Annotated in this window: 16 protein-coding genes and 1 tRNA gene; 15 read left to right on the plus strand and 2 right to left on the minus strand. The window is 63.4% G+C overall.

Translation table 11 applies throughout. From position 1 onward, the window contains the following. Positions 1-70 precede the first annotated feature (70 nt). The 10 genes from SFHG_RS03915 (at position 71) to SFHG_RS10590 (ending at position 8249) form a co-directional block, all read left to right on the plus strand. Positions 71-1864, plus strand: a complete 1794-nt coding sequence (locus SFHG_RS03915) for an AMP-binding protein (RefSeq protein ID WP_042434022.1) — start codon at positions 71-73, stop codon at positions 1862-1864. Between the two features lie 8 nt (positions 1865-1872). Then, entirely contained in the window at positions 1873-2565 is a 693-nt protein-coding gene (locus tag SFHG_RS03920) for a hypothetical protein (protein WP_042434025.1), read from the plus strand. Positions 2566-2690: 125 nt separating this feature from the next. After that, positions 2691-2897 (plus strand): 4Fe-4S binding protein, encoded by a 207-nt coding sequence (locus SFHG_RS03925; protein WP_042434027.1) that lies wholly within the window; start codon positions 2691-2693, stop codon positions 2895-2897. Then, positions 2897-3964, plus strand: a complete 1068-nt coding sequence (locus SFHG_RS03930) for a 3-methyl-2-oxobutanoate dehydrogenase subunit VorB (RefSeq protein WP_042434030.1) — start codon at positions 2897-2899, stop codon at positions 3962-3964. Before SFHG_RS03925 ends, SFHG_RS03930 begins: the two co-directional genes overlap by 1 nt. A gap of 1 nt (position 3965) precedes the next feature. Continuing rightward, entirely contained in the window at positions 3966-4829 is an 864-nt protein-coding gene (locus SFHG_RS03935; protein WP_042434033.1) for a thiamine pyrophosphate-dependent enzyme, read from the plus strand. Continuing rightward, the gene (locus SFHG_RS03940) at positions 4826-5371 is read left to right on the plus strand and encodes a 2-oxoacid:acceptor oxidoreductase family protein (RefSeq protein ID WP_042434036.1); all 546 of its coding nucleotides are present in this window, start codon (positions 4826-4828) and stop codon (positions 5369-5371) included. Before SFHG_RS03935 ends, SFHG_RS03940 begins: the two co-directional genes overlap by 4 nt. Before the next feature lie 410 nt (positions 5372-5781). Next, the gene (locus tag SFHG_RS03945; protein ID WP_042434039.1) at positions 5782-6531 is read left to right on the plus strand and encodes a DUF4352 domain-containing protein; all 750 of its coding nucleotides are present in this window, start codon (positions 5782-5784) and stop codon (positions 6529-6531) included. 118 nt (positions 6532-6649) lie between these two features. After that, positions 6650-7072 (plus strand): helix-turn-helix domain-containing protein, encoded by a 423-nt coding sequence (locus SFHG_RS03950; RefSeq protein WP_042434042.1) that lies wholly within the window; start codon positions 6650-6652, stop codon positions 7070-7072. 668 nt (positions 7073-7740) lie between these two features. Continuing rightward, entirely contained in the window at positions 7741-8049 is a 309-nt protein-coding gene (locus tag SFHG_RS10585) for a hypothetical protein (RefSeq protein ID WP_155815086.1), read from the plus strand. A 103-nt stretch (positions 8050-8152) separates the two neighbouring features. Beyond that, positions 8153-8249: transfer RNA gene (locus SFHG_RS10590), tRNA-Sec, on the plus strand. 241 nt (positions 8250-8490) lie between these two features. On the opposite strand, the gene selB is transcribed toward SFHG_RS10590, so the two are convergent. Together selB and selA are read right to left on the minus strand one after the other, a co-directional pair. After that, positions 8491-10425 (minus strand): selenocysteine-specific translation elongation factor, encoded by a 1935-nt coding sequence (selB, locus tag SFHG_RS03960; RefSeq protein WP_042434047.1) that lies wholly within the window; start codon positions 10423-10425, stop codon positions 8491-8493. Between the two features lie 6 nt (positions 10426-10431). Continuing rightward, positions 10432-11895: an L-seryl-tRNA(Sec) selenium transferase gene (gene selA, locus SFHG_RS03965; protein ID WP_042434049.1), complete on the minus strand. Its 1464-nt coding sequence runs from the start codon at positions 11893-11895 to the stop codon at positions 10432-10434. A gap of 252 nt (positions 11896-12147) precedes the next feature. On the opposite strand from selA, the gene SFHG_RS03970 reads away from it, so the two are divergent. The 5 genes from SFHG_RS03970 to SFHG_RS03990 all read left to right on the plus strand — a co-directional run bounded on the left by SFHG_RS03970 (position 12148) and on the right by SFHG_RS03990 (position 14697). Continuing rightward, positions 12148-12990, plus strand: a complete 843-nt coding sequence (locus tag SFHG_RS03970; protein WP_238318267.1) for a formate/nitrite transporter family protein — start codon at positions 12148-12150, stop codon at positions 12988-12990. 236 nt (positions 12991-13226) lie between these two features. Beyond that, the gene (locus tag SFHG_RS10940; RefSeq protein WP_042434054.1) at positions 13227-13583 is read left to right on the plus strand and encodes a 2-hydroxyacyl-CoA dehydratase; all 357 of its coding nucleotides are present in this window, start codon (positions 13227-13229) and stop codon (positions 13581-13583) included. Then, positions 13535-13786: a 2-hydroxyacyl-CoA dehydratase gene (locus SFHG_RS10945; RefSeq protein WP_392391966.1), complete on the plus strand. Its 252-nt coding sequence runs from the start codon at positions 13535-13537 to the stop codon at positions 13784-13786. Before SFHG_RS10940 ends, SFHG_RS10945 begins: the two co-directional genes overlap by 49 nt. A 51-nt stretch (positions 13787-13837) precedes the next feature. Beyond that, the gene (yedF, locus tag SFHG_RS03985) at positions 13838-14437 is read left to right on the plus strand and encodes a sulfurtransferase-like selenium metabolism protein YedF (RefSeq protein ID WP_042434060.1); all 600 of its coding nucleotides are present in this window, start codon (positions 13838-13840) and stop codon (positions 14435-14437) included. Between the two features lie 17 nt (positions 14438-14454). Beyond that, entirely contained in the window at positions 14455-14697 is a 243-nt protein-coding gene (locus tag SFHG_RS03990) for a putative Se/S carrier protein (protein WP_042434064.1), read from the plus strand. Positions 14698-14754: the final 57 nt, after the last annotated feature.

The raw sequence follows: 14754 nt of genomic DNA on the forward strand, positions 1-14754 counted from the left end.
ACCTTCATATCGACCGCATCGTGCGCGGTCCGGTTCCGCGCACCAAATTTCAAGGAAGTCCGGCAACACCATGAGAAACATCAATCTGCGTTACTGCGAGGAAACCTACGACGAGCAGGGCGTGCTCACCGATTTCAAGGTGAAGTGCCCCGATACCTTCAACTTCGGCTACGACGTGGTGGACGACATCGCGGAGAACGACCCTGACCGCCGTGCCATGATGTGGTGCAACCCCGAAGGTGAGGAGCACCTGTTCACGTTCGCCGACATGAAGAGCTGGTCGGATAAGACGGCGAACTATTTAGCCGCGCACGGCGTGGGCAAAGGCGACATGGTCATGGTGATCTTGCGCCGTCATTACCAGTTCTGGTTCGTGGCCACCGCGCTTGCCAAGCTTGGCGCCGTCATGGTGCCCGCAACGTTCATGCTCAAGGAGCATGACCTGGAGTATCGCTTGAACGGCGCCTCCATCAAGGCCGTCATCTGCACCTCCATCGGCACCATCGCGCAAGTGGTGGACAATGTGGTCGATCGTTGCCCTTCGGTCGAGCATCTGTTCCTGGTTAACGGCGCCGGCGGTGGCTTGACCGAGAAGGACGCTGATGGCAACTGGCTTGCCGTCGACGGCCCGGTCGGCGCTGTTCTCTCCGGCCCTGAAGGCGTGTGCGCCGTGCCTGCGAAGCGTGAGGGCTGGCATGATTTCAACACCGGCGTGCGCAGCGCTGATGAGGGCTTCTCCCGCGTGGAAACCCATGTCGGCGACCCTATGCTCATGTATTTCTCCTCCGGCACCTCCGGCAACCCCAAGATGGTGCTGCACGATTCCTACTACGCCCTGGCGCACCTGGTCACGGCGAAGCATTGGCACAACGTCAAGCCCGACGGGCTGCATCTGACCATCGCCGACACCGGTTGGGGCAAGGCGGTGTGGGGCAAGTACTATGGCCAGTGGCTTATGGAGGCGTGCGTGCTCACGTACGACTTCGACCGCTTCCATGCCGATGAGATCTTGGATCTGATCCCTCGCTACGGGGTCACCACGCTGTGCTGCCCGCCCACCATGTACCGCATGATGATGCAGGCCGACGTGGATGCCCATGATTTGAGCACTCTCACGTATTGCACCACCGCCGGCGAGGCGCTCAACCCCGACCTGTTCGACTTTTGGAAGGAGCATACGGGGCTGACCATCTTCGAGGGCTTCGGCCAGACGGAGACGCCGCTGACGGTAGCCAACCTCACACATGCGGTGCCCAAGCCCGGCTCGATGGGCCATCCTTCGCCGGCGTTCACCATCGAGGTGCAGCGCGGCGACGGTAGCCGCTGCGACGTCGGAGAGACGGGCGAGATCTGCATCGATGTGCACGAGAAGGCTCCGGGTATCATGCTGGAGTATTATCGCAATCCCGAGAAGACCGACGCTGCCGTGTACGACGGTTGGTACCACACCGGCGACACCGCCTGGGTCGACGAGGACGGGTACCTGTGGTACGTCGGCCGCAACGACGACGTCATCAAGTCGTCGGGATATCGCATCGGCCCCTTCGAGATCGAAAGCGTGCTGCTCGAGCATGAGGCCGTGCGCGAATGCGCCGTCACCGGCGTGCCCGACCCCGTGCGCGGCAAGGCGGTCAAGGCCACCGTGGTGCTCGCGGAAGGTTTCGAGGGCTCCGAGGTGCTCGTGCGCGAGCTGCAGCAATGGGTCAAGCAGCGCACGGCGCCGTACAAATATCCCCGCATTGTGGAGTTCGTCGATGCGCTCCCCAAGACCGTTAACGGCAAGATCCGCCGAGCGGCCATCCGCGAGGCTGACGAAAGCCAGGAGGGCACGCCGAAGACCAAGGTGCCCGAGGGCTTGGTGTAGGTGCGGCCTTGAACGAGTTCGATGTAAAACGGTTGAAAGCGGTCACCGTTATCACAGGGCATTATGGGGTCGGGAAGACCAATCTGGCCATCAACCTGGCCCTTGATGCCCGGTATGCTGGCATGGAGGTGCGGGTTGCCGACTTGGATATCGTCAACCCGTATTTCCGCAGCAGCGACTACCGGCGTCTTCTCGAGGATGCCGGCGTGCAGGTGATCGCCCCGCGGTATGCGGGCACCACGCTCGATGCGCCCGCCATCTCCGGGCAGGTTTCGGCCGCCTTGGATTGGGCGCGCGGGGAACGGGGAAGGCTGCTGCTCGTCGATGCGGGCGGCGACGATGCCGGCGCCACGGCGCTCGGCCGGTTCGCAAGCGGCATCGCCGAGGGGGATTGCGACCTGCTGTATGTGGTGAACCGCAGCCGCAATCTCACGCACGATGCGCACGAGGCGCTGTCCGTGCTTCGCGAGATCGAGGCGGCCAGCCACCTGCATGCCACGGCAGTGGCGAACAACACGCACCTGGCCGACTTCACCGACGGGGAAGTGCTCAGCCGCGGTGTCGGCTTCGCGCAGGAGGTTGCCGCGCTGGCCGGTTTGCCCCTGGCGTTTTCCGCGGTGCCCCGTCACATGCTCGAAGATGCCGATATCCCCGGTGTGCGCTATCCTGTTTCGGTGCATGTGAGAAAGCCCTGGGAATAGGGTATGGGCCGATTCCTGCGAACCCGAACGGGGCTACGCTGCCGTTCGGGGCGGGGTTTCGGGGGAGTGTTCGATAATAACCATATGCCGGCCGTCGCGCCGGCTCAGACGAGAAAGGAAGGCTCATGGCAGCGATAACGGTCGATGACGGTTTCTGCAAGGGCTGCGGGTTGTGCGTGGACGCATGCCCGGCCCATATCATCGAGCTTGACCGTTCCCGCATCACGGCGAAGGGCTATCATCCGGCCCGGCTGATCGATGCGTCCAAGTGCACGGGCTGCTGCTCGTGCGCGCTTATGTGCCCTGACGTTGCGATCGAGGTGATGCGCTGATGTCTCAGGAAAAGGTGCTCATGAAGGGCAACGAGGCCATGGCAGAGGCGGCCATCCGCGCAGGATGCCGTTTCTTCTTCGGCTATCCCATCACGCCGCAGACCGAGGTTGCCGCTTACATGGCCAAGCGCATGCCCAAGGAAGGCGGCACGTATCTGCAGGCCGAAAGCGAGATCGCGGCCATCAACATGGTCTACGGAGCATCGTCGGCCGGTGCGCGCGTCATGACCTCGTCGTCTTCGCCGGGCGTGTCGCTTAAGGGCGAGGGCGTTTCGTATATGGCGGGCGCCGACCTTCCCGGCGTCATCGTCAACGTGCAGCGCGGCGGCCCGGGCCTTGGCGGCATTCAGCCCTCTCAATCCGACTACTGGCAGGCCACCCGCGCTATGGGCCATGGCGATTTCCAGGTGCTCGTGTTCGCGCCTTCCACCGTACAGGAGATGGCCGATCTGGCGTACCTGGCCTTCGAGAAGGCCGATGAGTACCGCATGCCGGCCATGATCCTCTCCGACGGCATGCTCGGCCAGATGATGGAGCCCGTCGTGCTTCCCGAGCGCGTGGAGCAGCTGCCGGAGAAGCCTTGGGCCACCACCGGCCATAAGGGCGAGCGCAAGCACAACATCGTGGACTCGCTCTACCTGACGGCAGACGAGCTCGAGCGCCTGAACATCGAGCGTTTCGAGCGCTATGAGACGGTGAAAGCCCGCGAGCAGCGTGCCGAGACGTTCATGTGCGAGGACGCAGAGATCGTGCTCGTGTCCTTCGGCGCCACCGCGCGCATCGCGCATTCGGCGGTCGTGCGTGCCCGCGCCGAGGGCATCAAGGCAGGTCTTTTGCGCCCCATCACGCTCTGGCCGTTCCCCGTGGACGCCATCGAAGGCTGCATGGGGTGCGCGAAGGCGTTCTTGTCGGTAGAGATGAACATGGGCCAGATGGTCGACGACGTGCGCCTGGCGGTCAACGGCCGCGTTCCCGTGGAGTTCTTCGGACGCACGGGCGGCATCATCCCCACGCCTGATGAGGTGTTGGACGCGATCCGCAAGCTTGCGGGGAAGGGCGGTGAATAGCATGGCTGAGCAGAAACAGGGCGAAGGCCGCGTGGTGTTTTCGCGTCCGAAGTCGTTGCTGCCCGTGGTCACGAACTACTGCCCGGGTTGCCCGCACGGCATCGTGCACCGTTTGGTCGCCGAGGTCATCGACGAGCTTGATATCGAAGGCCGCACCGTCGGCGTCGCGCCGGTGGGCTGCGCCGTCACCGCTCCGGACTTCTTCGGCTGCGATATGATCGAGGCGGCGCATGGCCGCGCCCCGGCGGTTGCCACGGGCGTCAAGCGCGTGCTGCCGGACAACGTGGTGTTCGCCTATCAAGGCGATGGCGACCTTGCCTCCATCGGCATGGCCGAGACCGTGCATGCGGCTACGCGCGGCGAGCATATCACCGTCATCTTCATCAACAACGCCATCTACGGCATGACCGGCGGGCAGATGGCTCCCACCAGCTTGCCGAACCAGGTGACGCAAACCAGCCCCTATGGCCGCGACGTCTCCACCGCCGGCTACCCGGTGCGCGTGTGCGAGCTGCTGAGCAGCCTTGACGGCCCGGCATACCTGGAGCGCGTGACCGTGGACACGCCCAAGCATGTGCGCCAGGCCAAGCGCGCCATTAAGAAGGCGTTCCAGAACCAGATCGACGGCATCGGCTACTCGATGGTGGAAGTGGTGTCCACGTGCCCCACGAACTGGGGTCTCACGCCGCAGGACAGCTTCGCGTGGATGCGCGAGAACATGCTGCCGTATTATCCGCTGGGCGTGTATCGCGATGTGGTGGCCGATGGGTTCGCTGATGCGGCGCAGGCTGCTGCCGCGCGCAACGCCGACTGCCCGGTCGCCCATCCCGAGAAACGCGCCGAGGGCAAGGAGGGTGCGCGATGAGCGAACCGAAACGTTGCATGCAGGCCGTGCTCGCCGGGTTCGGCGGCCAGGGTATCCTGTTCGCCGGCAAGATCATCGCCAACGCCGGCCTGCTTGAGGACCGCGAGCTTTCCTGGCTTCCCAGCTACGGGCCCGAGATGCGCGGCGGCACCGCCAACTGCAGCGTGTGCCTCTCCGATGACCCCATCGGAAGCCCGCTCGTGCTCAACCCCGATGTGCTCGTGGTCATGAACCAGCCGTCGCTCGACAAGTTCGAGCATAGCGTGCAGCCCGGCGGTCTGGTCATCGTCGACAGCACGCTTGTGCCTCGCATTCCGGATATGCCCGGCGTCACGGTGTGCGCCGTGCCCGCCACGGCCCTCGCCGAGGAGGCGGGCCTGAAGGGCCTTGCCAACGTCATCTTGGTGGGCAAGCTGTTCGCCGAAACCCGCTTCTGCAGCGAGGAGACCATTCGCGCGGCTGTGGCCGCCGTGGTCCCGGCGCGTAAGAAGGACAAGCTGGCAGGCAACCTGCGCGCCCTGGAGCTGGGTATCCAGGCCTAGCCTGCGACCGACATCGCAGGCTGATCGCATGGGCGCGAGGCGCCCTTGGCGTGGCATGCCGGGTATGCGGGTGCAAACCGCGCCTGGTGGTTCTCTGTATCGCGATAGCCCGGGTATGCGGGTGCAAACCGCGCTCGATATCGCGAGCTGCGCGATGGCCTGGGTGTTGCAAACCGATTCGAAACCCAACCGGTAACCGATGGTAACCGGTTGGGTTTCGTTGTCTTCATATGTGGCAGCTGTTCTCCTTTCGCTGAGAAGGTTTTGCGTCGTTCGCATGCAGCCGCCTGCCCTTTTCGCCGAAAAGGTTTCGGAATCGTAGCTGCCAGCTAATGAAATCACAAAGCCCTTTCCCTAGCATTTATATCGTTTCAGCACGTCAGTGCATCGTTTAGGGAAAGGGAATGCTCATGGAAACCAACACCGTGCAAGCTGCGCCGGCGCCTCAGCCGTCGAAATCAGGGCTGGGAATCGCCGGCTTCGTTCTGGGGATTATCGCCCTGGCGATATCGTTTCTGCCCATCATCAACAATTTCTCGGCTTTGCTCGCCGCTATCGGCTTCGTGCTCGCGCTCATCGGCACGATCGCGTGCTTTAAGGGGAGAAAGTCGGGCAAGGGCCTGTCCGTCGCCGGCGTGGTGATGAACGTCATCGCATTCGCCGTGGTGCTGGCCACGCAAAGCATGTACAGCTCTGCTATCGATGATGCCTTCTCCGGTACCTCGGTGGCGCCGCGGCCGGCAACCGAGCAGCCTGCGACCACCGCTCCTGCGTCCGATGACGCTGCCGGTGATTCCCAGGCCGCGGCGGCGGGCAACTCCATTACGCTCAAAAACGGCCTCGTGCTTACGGTCGACGGCGTGGTCACCGGGCTTCAGAGCTACGATGGAAAGTCGATCACGCAGGTGAGCGTGACCTATCAGAACAACGGCAACAGCCAGGCGTCGTTCAATCCCTACGATTGGAAGGCCGAGGATGCCCAGGGTGCCCAGCGCTCGCAAGCGTTTTACACCGATGGCGAGAACGAGCTCAATTCCGGCACCCTTGCCGCCGGTGGCTCGGTTTCGGGCAACCTGTACTTCGAAGGCGATGTGGTGAAGGTGCTGTACGAAAACGCCTTTATCGGCTGCGGTTCGGATGTTTCCTGGAACATCGCCTAAGTTTCGCGAAAGGTCGTGCCCATCGGGTCAGGCGTTCGCGCCCGCATCCGATGGGCATTTCTTTGCTACTATGGAACCCAGGAAACCAAAACCGGCGAAGCGCAGAAGGAAGCGGCGAGTGAAAGAACCCATGACCGAGGACCTGCTCAACGAGCTGCTCGATTCGCCTGACCCTGCCGCTTTCGCCAGCAAGCACAAGCTTGTGTGCCGCAGCCTGCCCGATTATCTTCAGCAGCTGCTCGATGAGCGCGGCTTGAGGCGTCCCGAGGTGGTGCGCCAGGCGGGCATCAATCCCACGTTCGGGTATCGGATCTTCGTCGGCCAGCGCAATCCTTCACGCAACAAGCTATTGCAGCTGGCCTTCGCTATGAAGCTGTCGCTGCGCGAGACGAATCGTCTGCTGCAGGCAGGCGGCTGCAACGAGCTATATTGCAAAAACCGCCGCGACGCCATCATTATCTTCTGCATCAACCATGGTGAAACGCTGCAAACCGCCGATGAGCAGCTGTACGCCTTCCACGAGGACACCATCACCGAGTAGCTGGCGGCGTCAGGAGGCGTCGGGTTTACGGTCCCGTTCGCAGCATGCAGGTATTGGCGGGCCGGCGCATCTGCTACCATCATCATCGTTATGAATGAATCCCTCCAACAACATCTTGAATGCCTTGCGCGCGATGAGTGCTATCGCGTTGATGCGGTATTGAAGGAAGGACGTCTCGAGCGCATGGGGTTCCTCAATCGGTGCGCGATGTGGTTGCCCAGGCGACGGCGTTCGACCCTGCCGATCGGTTCGGGTCGGTGGGAGCGATGCGCGCGGCGTTCATGTACGCGGTCGGGTGCCCCGTCGATTTTCGAAAGGGGTCTCTCGCTGCTGATACGGGTTGTGCGCGGGGCGCTGGCGATATTTGGCGTGGCGATTCGGCTTCCGAAGCAGGTTGTGCGCAAGATCCCGGATTCCAGCCTGGTCTCCGAATGGATGGCGCTTTACGGCCCGGCAGCGTTGGGCATGCCGCTGATTCCGATCTCGCCGGCGTCACGCCTGGTGCGGCAGAGCCGGCTTTGTCGTCTGCAGTGCCTGGTGCATCAACGTTGCGTGATGCCAAAAAGCGGGGAAGATCCGAGGCTTTTGCGCATGGCGCAAAAGTCGCCTTTCGATGGCTGTGGGAGTTTTGGTCCGGCATCGCGCACCGCTTGCCTTTGGGCGTTGGCGTGGCGTGGGATATCCTGCTGGCCGCCTGGGGCGCGGTCATGGCCTTCGCGTGCGTTGCCTCCGGCATGAACCCGCAAGGGGACATGGCTCGTTTGCCTGCGGTCGCTTGCGCGGTATCGTATGTGTGCGTGTGGCTGGTCATGGACTGTCCGATCCCGTTGCTCGTCGACACTCGGCCGATCGAGAAGCTGTTTCCGTTGCTTGAGCGGCCTTCGCTCAAGCAACGGGTGGTCGCGGCAGCGGGCATGGCGGGTGTCGCCTTCGCCGTGCTCACGCTGATAGGTATCCTGTTTCTGCGTGAATCCTAGTATTTGCTACTGTTATCCAACCATTTTTTGGAAATAACGCGCCGTTTATCGAATGGGGCCGCATCAGATTACGGTTCGGGTACAATACATGATGAAATCACGTGGAGATGGATGGGTCCTGGTGGGCCCCGCGGCCTTCAAAGCCGTTGTGAGGCGCGCAGAACGTCTCGGGTGTGTTCGATTCGCACGCGTCTCCGCCATATAAGACGCAAACAGGAGCCTTTCGGGGCTCCTTTTCATATGTTGTTTTTACCTGCGGAGCATCGCCGGCAATCGGGTGGACGGTCCGTTATCCGTTCGCCCTGAAAGCGACGACGCCTCCCTTCCATACAGAGTGGAAGGGAGGCGTCCCACGTCTGCCCACCGTGCGTTCGAACGGTGTTCGCATTCGGCGGTGGGCGTCTGAATCGGTTCGTTGCAACCCTGATCGGGTGTTTCCGGCTAGCTTGCCAACTCGCGTGCGTCGCCGACGCGGCGCGTGATGCCCGTATCGTCGAAGTGCTCGAGTACGGGGATGGCGTGCTTGCGGCTCAGGCCCATGGCGTCTTTGAGGTCGGCAGCGGAAGCGGGGCCGTTGGCCAATGCGGTTCGTACGGCCTGCTCGAGTGCGGCAAGCGCGGTGGCGTCGAAATAAAATTCCTCGCTGGCTTTGACGGCCCGGCCTTGCTTCTCCAGCAGCCCGAGCGCCTTGTAACCCTGCTTCGGTGCCAGATCTGCTTGCTTGAGCAGGTCGGCAACCGTAGGTGGTTTCGAGCCAACCGTAGCTAGCAGCTCGGCCAGCTTTTCGGCATTGTCTTCCTCTAGCTTCCGGGCGCCGGCGCCGGCTTGCGGGTGGCTTATCATGCCACCATCGGCCACGGCTTTGCCTTCCGCGCATGCGCGTGCAAGCACCGCATCGAAGGCGTCGGGCGCGCAGCGGGGCATGCAGGCTTGGCGCAGCGCCTCTTTCGACATGCCGGTTGCGGCGGGGTTTGCGCTATGGAAGCGAAGCAGCGTGTTCTCGATCGCCCCCGAAAGCTTCTGCAGCATACGTTTGGTTGCGAACCGCATGTTCGCGCCCGCGGCCCCGGGCAGCATCTCGGCGGTGCCGCGCTCGGCGAGCGCTTCAAGCTCATCTGCAGTTTGCGCAGGGGAAAGCCCGGTTGCATGGGCGATATCGGCGGGCGTTGCAGGGAACTCGGCGGCATCGAAAGCGGCTTGGACCGCCTTTGCGCCATCGCCCGAGCGAAGCGCGTCGAGCAGCGTGCGGTCCGCCTGGGTTACCGTGGTGGTTCGCTTCGGGTGGGCGCGCAGCACTACGCCGCCGCCGATCACGTGCACGGGGGAGTATGAGCGAATGACGAATCGGTCACCGTATGCAACCGGTAGGTCGCACTCCGTACGAATCTGCGCTGCAGCCGTTTGACCTCGCGAGACGCTTTTCACATCATCCATGAGCAGCACGCGCCCGATGCATTCCGTGGTGCCGTGGGCAACATGCACGCGGCAACCGGTTTCCAGCGGCTTGTCCTGGTCGGGCAGGCCCAGGTAGGTGATGTCGACGTCGAAGTGGTCGGTGGGGGTGACGGCGTCGGGGGTGCAGATGAAGCTTCCCGGCCGCACGTCGTCGGTGGTCACGGCGTTCAGGTTCAGCGCGGTGCGGTGCCCTGACGAGGCCTGCTCGACCGCCTGCCCATGCACCTGGATGCCGCGGATGCGCGTGCGCAGGCCCAAGGGCAGCACCTCTACCTCGTCGCCGACATGCGCGATGCCGCTCCACAGCGTGCCCGTGACAACGGTCCCCGCTCCTTTGATGGTGAAGCTGCGGTCCACGGGCAGGCGCATTGCCTCCTGCTCGGCGCGGCCGGCGGTGCCGCGGGCCGCAAGCTGTATGGCTTCCCGCAGCTTGTCCAGGCCCTGTCCGGTTCGGGCGGAAACGGGAACGATCGCGGCCGTCGCATATGGCGTGCCGGCCAGGCGCGTGCGCACCTCGTCCTCCATGAACAGCGCCCATTCCTCGTCCACCAGGTCACATTTCGTCAACGCCACCACGCAGGTCGGCACGGCCAGAAGCTGCAGCACCGCCAAATGCTCCTCGGTTTGCGGCATGATGCCGTCATCGGCGGCGATGCACAGAAGCGCCACGTCGATGCCGGTGGAGCCCGCGATCATCTGGCGCACGAAGCGCTCGTGGCCCGGCACGTCGACCACGCCCATGGCGCTTCCGTCGGGCAGCTCAAGCTGGGCAAAGCCGAGCTCGATCGTGATGCCGCGCTGCTTCTCCTCGCTTAACCTGTCAGGGTCGGTGCCGGTGAGCGCCTGGACCAAGGTGGATTTACCGTGGTCGATGTGGCCGGCGGTTCCGAGCACCAGGTCTCGTTTCGATTCGGTTGTCATAGCGCGCTACGACTCCTTTCGCCCTTCGAAGGCCGCGAAATAGCTGGCCACGGCGCAGGCGATCTCGGGGATGTCCTCTTCGGTGATGGTGCGCGCATCGAACAGCACGCATTCTCGCTTGATGCGCCCGATCACGGGCACGTCGCGGTTGCGCTGGAGGTGCTCCTCGCAGCCTTGCGCGTTGCCGGCCTCGAAGCGCATGCGCACGCAGAACGTGGGGATGTCGCACATGGGAAGCGATCCTCCGCCGGCGCGCCCCGTCTCCTCCACGATCTCCAGGTGCGCTTGGCCGGGCGTCACGCGCTCGGCCAGGGCCGCCATCAGCGCTTCGGCGCGTTCGCGCACCGTTTCGACATCCTCGGTGAGCATGCGCAGGGTGGGGATGCGGCGAAGCGCATCTTCGGGGTCCAGATATAGGCGCAGCGTGGCTTCCAAAGCGGCCAGCGTCATCTTGTCCAGGCGCAGCGCACGGGCCAGCGGATGCTTTTTCAGGCGGTCGATATAGTCCTTGCGGCCTACTACGATGCCTGCCTGAGGGCCGCCGAGCAGTTTATCGCCCGAGAAGCTGACCAGGTCGCATCCTTCGGCAAGCGATTCGCGCACCGTGGGCTCGGCGTATTCGCCGAACACATCCAGGTGCATGAAGGCGCCCGAGCCCTGATCCTCGTAGACGAGCAGCTCGGGGCGATCTTCGCCCGCGGTGGCGCGTCGGGCGTTCTCTTCGTCGGCGATGTGGCGAAGGTCGGTCTTCGAGACGCTTTCGGTGAAGCCGATCATGCGGTAGTTGGAGGGGTGCACCTTGAGCAGCATGGCCGTATCCGGCGAAATGGCGCGCTCGTAGTCGGAGGCGTGCGTCTTGTTCGTGGCGCCCACCTCCACCATGCGCGCGTTCGACTGCGCCATGATGTCGGGCACGCGGAAGCTGCCGCCGATCTCTACGAGCTCGCCTCGGCTGACGATGGCTTCGTGGCCGGCGGCGAACTCGGCGAGCACCATCATGACGGCTGCCGCGTTGTTGTTCACGGCGATGGCGGCCTCGGCGCCGGTAAGCGCGCAGATGAGGTGTTCCACATGGTCGTGGCGGCTGCCGCGCGCCATGTTCTCGATGCTGTATTCGAGCGTGGAGTAGCCGCGCGCGGCTTCCACCACTGCCTGTACCGCGGGCTCTGCCAGCACGCTGCGGCCAAGGTTGGTGTGGATGATCACGCCGGTTGCGTTGATGACGCGCCTGAGGCTCGGGCGCAGCGTGGCCAGCGCGCCGTTGACGGCATCGGTCAAGATTGCCTCGACGTCGACCGCGTCCACTGTTCCCGCCAAGATGAGCTGGCGCTGCCCGTCTACCGCCGCACGGGCGCGGTCGACGAGCATGGAACGGGGGACGATGGCCTCGAGCGCCTTCATGGGAGCGGCTTGCATCAGCTCTTCGACCTGGGGTAATGCGCGTAAAAGGTCGGTGCGTGGTTCGGGCATGGGTCCTCTTTCCCTATTGCGTGCAACGCCGCCCTGTATGCAGGGCGGCGCGGGTTTTCCGTAGCTCAATATAGCAGGCAAGCCCCCAACGCCTCGGGGCAAGGCGGCGAGTGCGCCAAATGTCCGGCAAATGCTATCGCAGGCGGGTCAATTCGCGCCGTTCGCGCCAATGAGGACGTTTCATGCTCGTAGCCATGCAAGAATTACCGTGTTTTTCCTAAAGGCGAGAAAACGCGAACAGGGGAGGTTTTCATGGCAATGGATCAATCGGATGTGAAGGCGCTGCGATCTGATGCGCTCGGCCCTGCCGAGATCGAGGCGAAGGCCGAGACGCTGGCCGTGGGCAAGGCCGGCATGGCTGGTGCGAAGTGCTTCGTGCTGGCAATGCTCGCCGGCGCGTTCATCGCGTTCGGCGCAACGTATTTCCTGGTATTCCTGGGCGACTCGGCGGTGCCGTTCGCCGCTCAGCGCATGGTCGGCGGCATCTGCTTCAGCTTGGGCCTGGTGCTCGTGCTGTGCTGCGGAGCTGAGCTGTTCACCGGCAACATGCTCATGGTGACGGGCCTGGCCTCGAAGAAGATCAAGCTTGGCGGCTTGGTGCGCAACTGGGTCATCGTATGGCTGGGCAACCTGGTCGGCTCCCTTATCGTGGTGGCGCTCATCTATTGGTGCGGCGTCGGCGCGATGAACGGCGGCGCCGTGGGCGACGCCATGGTGTCGGTGGCCGTCGGCAAGGTCACCCCCGATTGGCTCGTGCTCATGGCTAAGGGCATCATGTGCAACGTCATGGTGTGCCTGGCGGTGTGGATCGGATTTTCCGCGCGCACCGTGGTGGACAAGGTCCTTGGCATCATGCTCCCCATCAGCTTCTTCGTGGCAGCCGGCTTCGAGCACTGCGTGGCGAACATGTTCTTCCTGCCCACGGGTCTGCTCATGAAATCCGCCGGGTTCGGCGCGGCGGTCGCCAACGCCGGCGCGCTCGATGTGACGGCCATCCTGTATAACCTGTCCGCCGCCACGGTGGGCAACATAATCGGCGGCGTCCTGGTCGGCCTGGCCTACTGGTTCGTGTATGCTAGGAACAAGGCGAAGTAGCGCTGCGGTTGCGTGTTTCCGCCTAATAGGTTTGTGCGAACGGCACTTGCGGATTGCAGGTGCCGTTTTCGTTTTGCACGGCGGCGCGGGTGGGCGGCGGTGCTATAGTTGAACGAAAGACGCGCCGTTTTCTGCCTTCGGGCGCGCTTGATTCTGCATCCGCAAGCATGCTTGCGTTCTATGCGTATACCCTTTTGCGCGCATCATCACAGACGAGAAAATGAATAGAGGCTTTCATGTTCGACCCCGCAAACGAGCCGGCGGTGCCCATCGACCTGCCTGGTATCTACGACACCTTCGACGAGGCGCGCCGCGCCAGCTTCGTCAAAGCCATGAACTACAAGCAGGAAGGCGGCAAGCTGTGCGGTTACCTGTGCTCGTACAGCCCGCTTGAGCTGCTGGACGCCGCGGGAGCGGGCGCGGTGGGCCTGTGCGGCATGAACAACGAGACCATCCCCGATGCCGAGACGGTGCTGCCGAAAAACCTCTGCCCGCTCATCAAGGGCACCTACGGCTTTGCGCCATCTCCGGTCGCTATCTGCAAATCAATTGCTCGGTCACGTCGCCCAACGACGGCCGCATCGAGCATATGATGGATATGGTGGAGAAATACAAGGTCGACGGCGTGGTCGAAGTGGTGCTGCAGGCGTGCCACACCTTCAGCATCGAGGCGGTGCGCGTGCAGCGCGCCTGCGAGCAGGCCGGCGTGCCCTACATGAAGCTTGAAACCGATTACTCCACCAACGATGCCGGCCAGGTGGAAACCCGCCTGGGCGCGTTCATCGAGATGCTGTAGTGGGAAGATTTGCGCAAGTGCGGCGCAAAACGCCGCGGAAAGGAGATGCTCATGGAGAAGCTCGATTGCAAGGGGCAGGCGTGCCCGTTGCCCGTGGTGAACGCGAAGAAGGCCCTTGCCGGCATGGGCGAGGGCGCCCTTGAGGTTGTGGTGGACAACAAAACGGCCATGCACAACCTGGAAAACCTTGGCAAGTCGCTCAAGGTCGAAACCGCCTCCGAGGAGCGCGGCGATGCCGAGTTCGCGGTGGTCTTTACCAAGGGTGCGCAGGTCGCCGATGCGGCATGCGAGGAGTGCCAGCCGCTCGTGCCGGCAGGTAGCAAGGTGGTCGTGCTGTCGAGCGAGTTCATGGGCGCAGGCGACGATGAGCTTGGCGCCACGCTTATGAAGGCGTTCGTGTTCGCGCTCACCCAGCAAGACGAGCTGCCGGCGGCCATCCTGGCCTACAACGGCGGCGTGCATTTGACCGTCGAGGACAGTCCCGTGCTCGATGATCTGAAAAAGCTCGCCGAAGCAGGCGTTGAGATCTTCAGCTGCGGAACCTGCCTCAACCATTTCGGCATCGCCGACAAGCTTGCGGTGGGCGAGGTGACGAACATGTACGTCATCGTCCAAAAGCAGCTTGAGGCCGGCGTCGTCGTGCGTCCTTAGCCTTGGCGGTATGTGCGATGCAGAGATGCAAAACGCCGCATGCGGTGGTGACCTTCCATAGCACGGCCGATGCGATGGCCTTGCAGGCTGCCGCGGTCGGAGGCGTTCTGCCGGGGCGCGTCATCCCGGTGCCTTCCGAGATCTCGGCGGGGTGCGGCCTTGCCTGGAGCGTTCCCGTCGAGCAGCGCGAAACGCTCGAGCAAGCGCTTGAGCAGCGGGGGCTTGCCTTCGAAGCCATCACCGAAGTGGATTTGTACTAAACGCAAGGGGAGCCGTCGTTTGACGGCTCCCCTTTGTTGTGAGGATGGCTTGTTGCG

This window comes from Senegalimassilia anaerobia JC110, from assembly GCF_000236865.1.
GTDB classification, from domain to species: domain Bacteria; phylum Actinomycetota; class Coriobacteriia; order Coriobacteriales; family Eggerthellaceae; genus Senegalimassilia; species Senegalimassilia anaerobia.

What these genes read in the sequence shown, in the direction of transcription:
- SFHG_RS03935 (WP_042434033.1), top strand. Translation starts at nt 3,966, where the DNA reads ATGGCTGAGCAGAAACAGGGCGAAGGCCGCGTGGTGTTTTCGCGTCCG.
- SFHG_RS10940 (WP_042434054.1), top strand. Translation starts at nt 13,227, where the DNA reads ATGTTCGACCCCGCAAACGAGCCGGCGGTGCCCATCGACCTGCCTGGT.
- SFHG_RS03970 (WP_238318267.1), top strand. Translation starts at nt 12,148, where the DNA reads ATGGCAATGGATCAATCGGATGTGAAGGCGCTGCGATCTGATGCGCTC.
- SFHG_RS03925 (WP_042434027.1), top strand. Translation starts at nt 2,691, where the DNA reads ATGGCAGCGATAACGGTCGATGACGGTTTCTGCAAGGGCTGCGGGTTG.
- selB (WP_042434047.1), bottom strand. Translation starts at nt 10,425, where the DNA reads ATGACAACCGAATCGAAACGAGACCTGGTGCTCGGAACCGCCGGCCAC.
- selA (WP_042434049.1), bottom strand. Translation starts at nt 11,895, where the DNA reads ATGCCCGAACCACGCACCGACCTTTTACGCGCATTACCCCAGGTCGAA.
- SFHG_RS03990 (WP_042434064.1), top strand. Translation starts at nt 14,455, where the DNA reads ATGCAGAGATGCAAAACGCCGCATGCGGTGGTGACCTTCCATAGCACG.
- SFHG_RS03940 (WP_042434036.1), top strand. Translation starts at nt 4,826, where the DNA reads ATGAGCGAACCGAAACGTTGCATGCAGGCCGTGCTCGCCGGGTTCGGC.
- SFHG_RS03915 (WP_042434022.1), top strand. Translation starts at nt 71, where the DNA reads ATGAGAAACATCAATCTGCGTTACTGCGAGGAAACCTACGACGAGCAG.
- SFHG_RS03945 (WP_042434039.1), top strand. Translation starts at nt 5,782, where the DNA reads ATGGAAACCAACACCGTGCAAGCTGCGCCGGCGCCTCAGCCGTCGAAA.
- yedF (WP_042434060.1), top strand. Translation starts at nt 13,838, where the DNA reads ATGGAGAAGCTCGATTGCAAGGGGCAGGCGTGCCCGTTGCCCGTGGTG.
- SFHG_RS03930 (WP_042434030.1), top strand. Translation starts at nt 2,897, where the DNA reads ATGTCTCAGGAAAAGGTGCTCATGAAGGGCAACGAGGCCATGGCAGAG.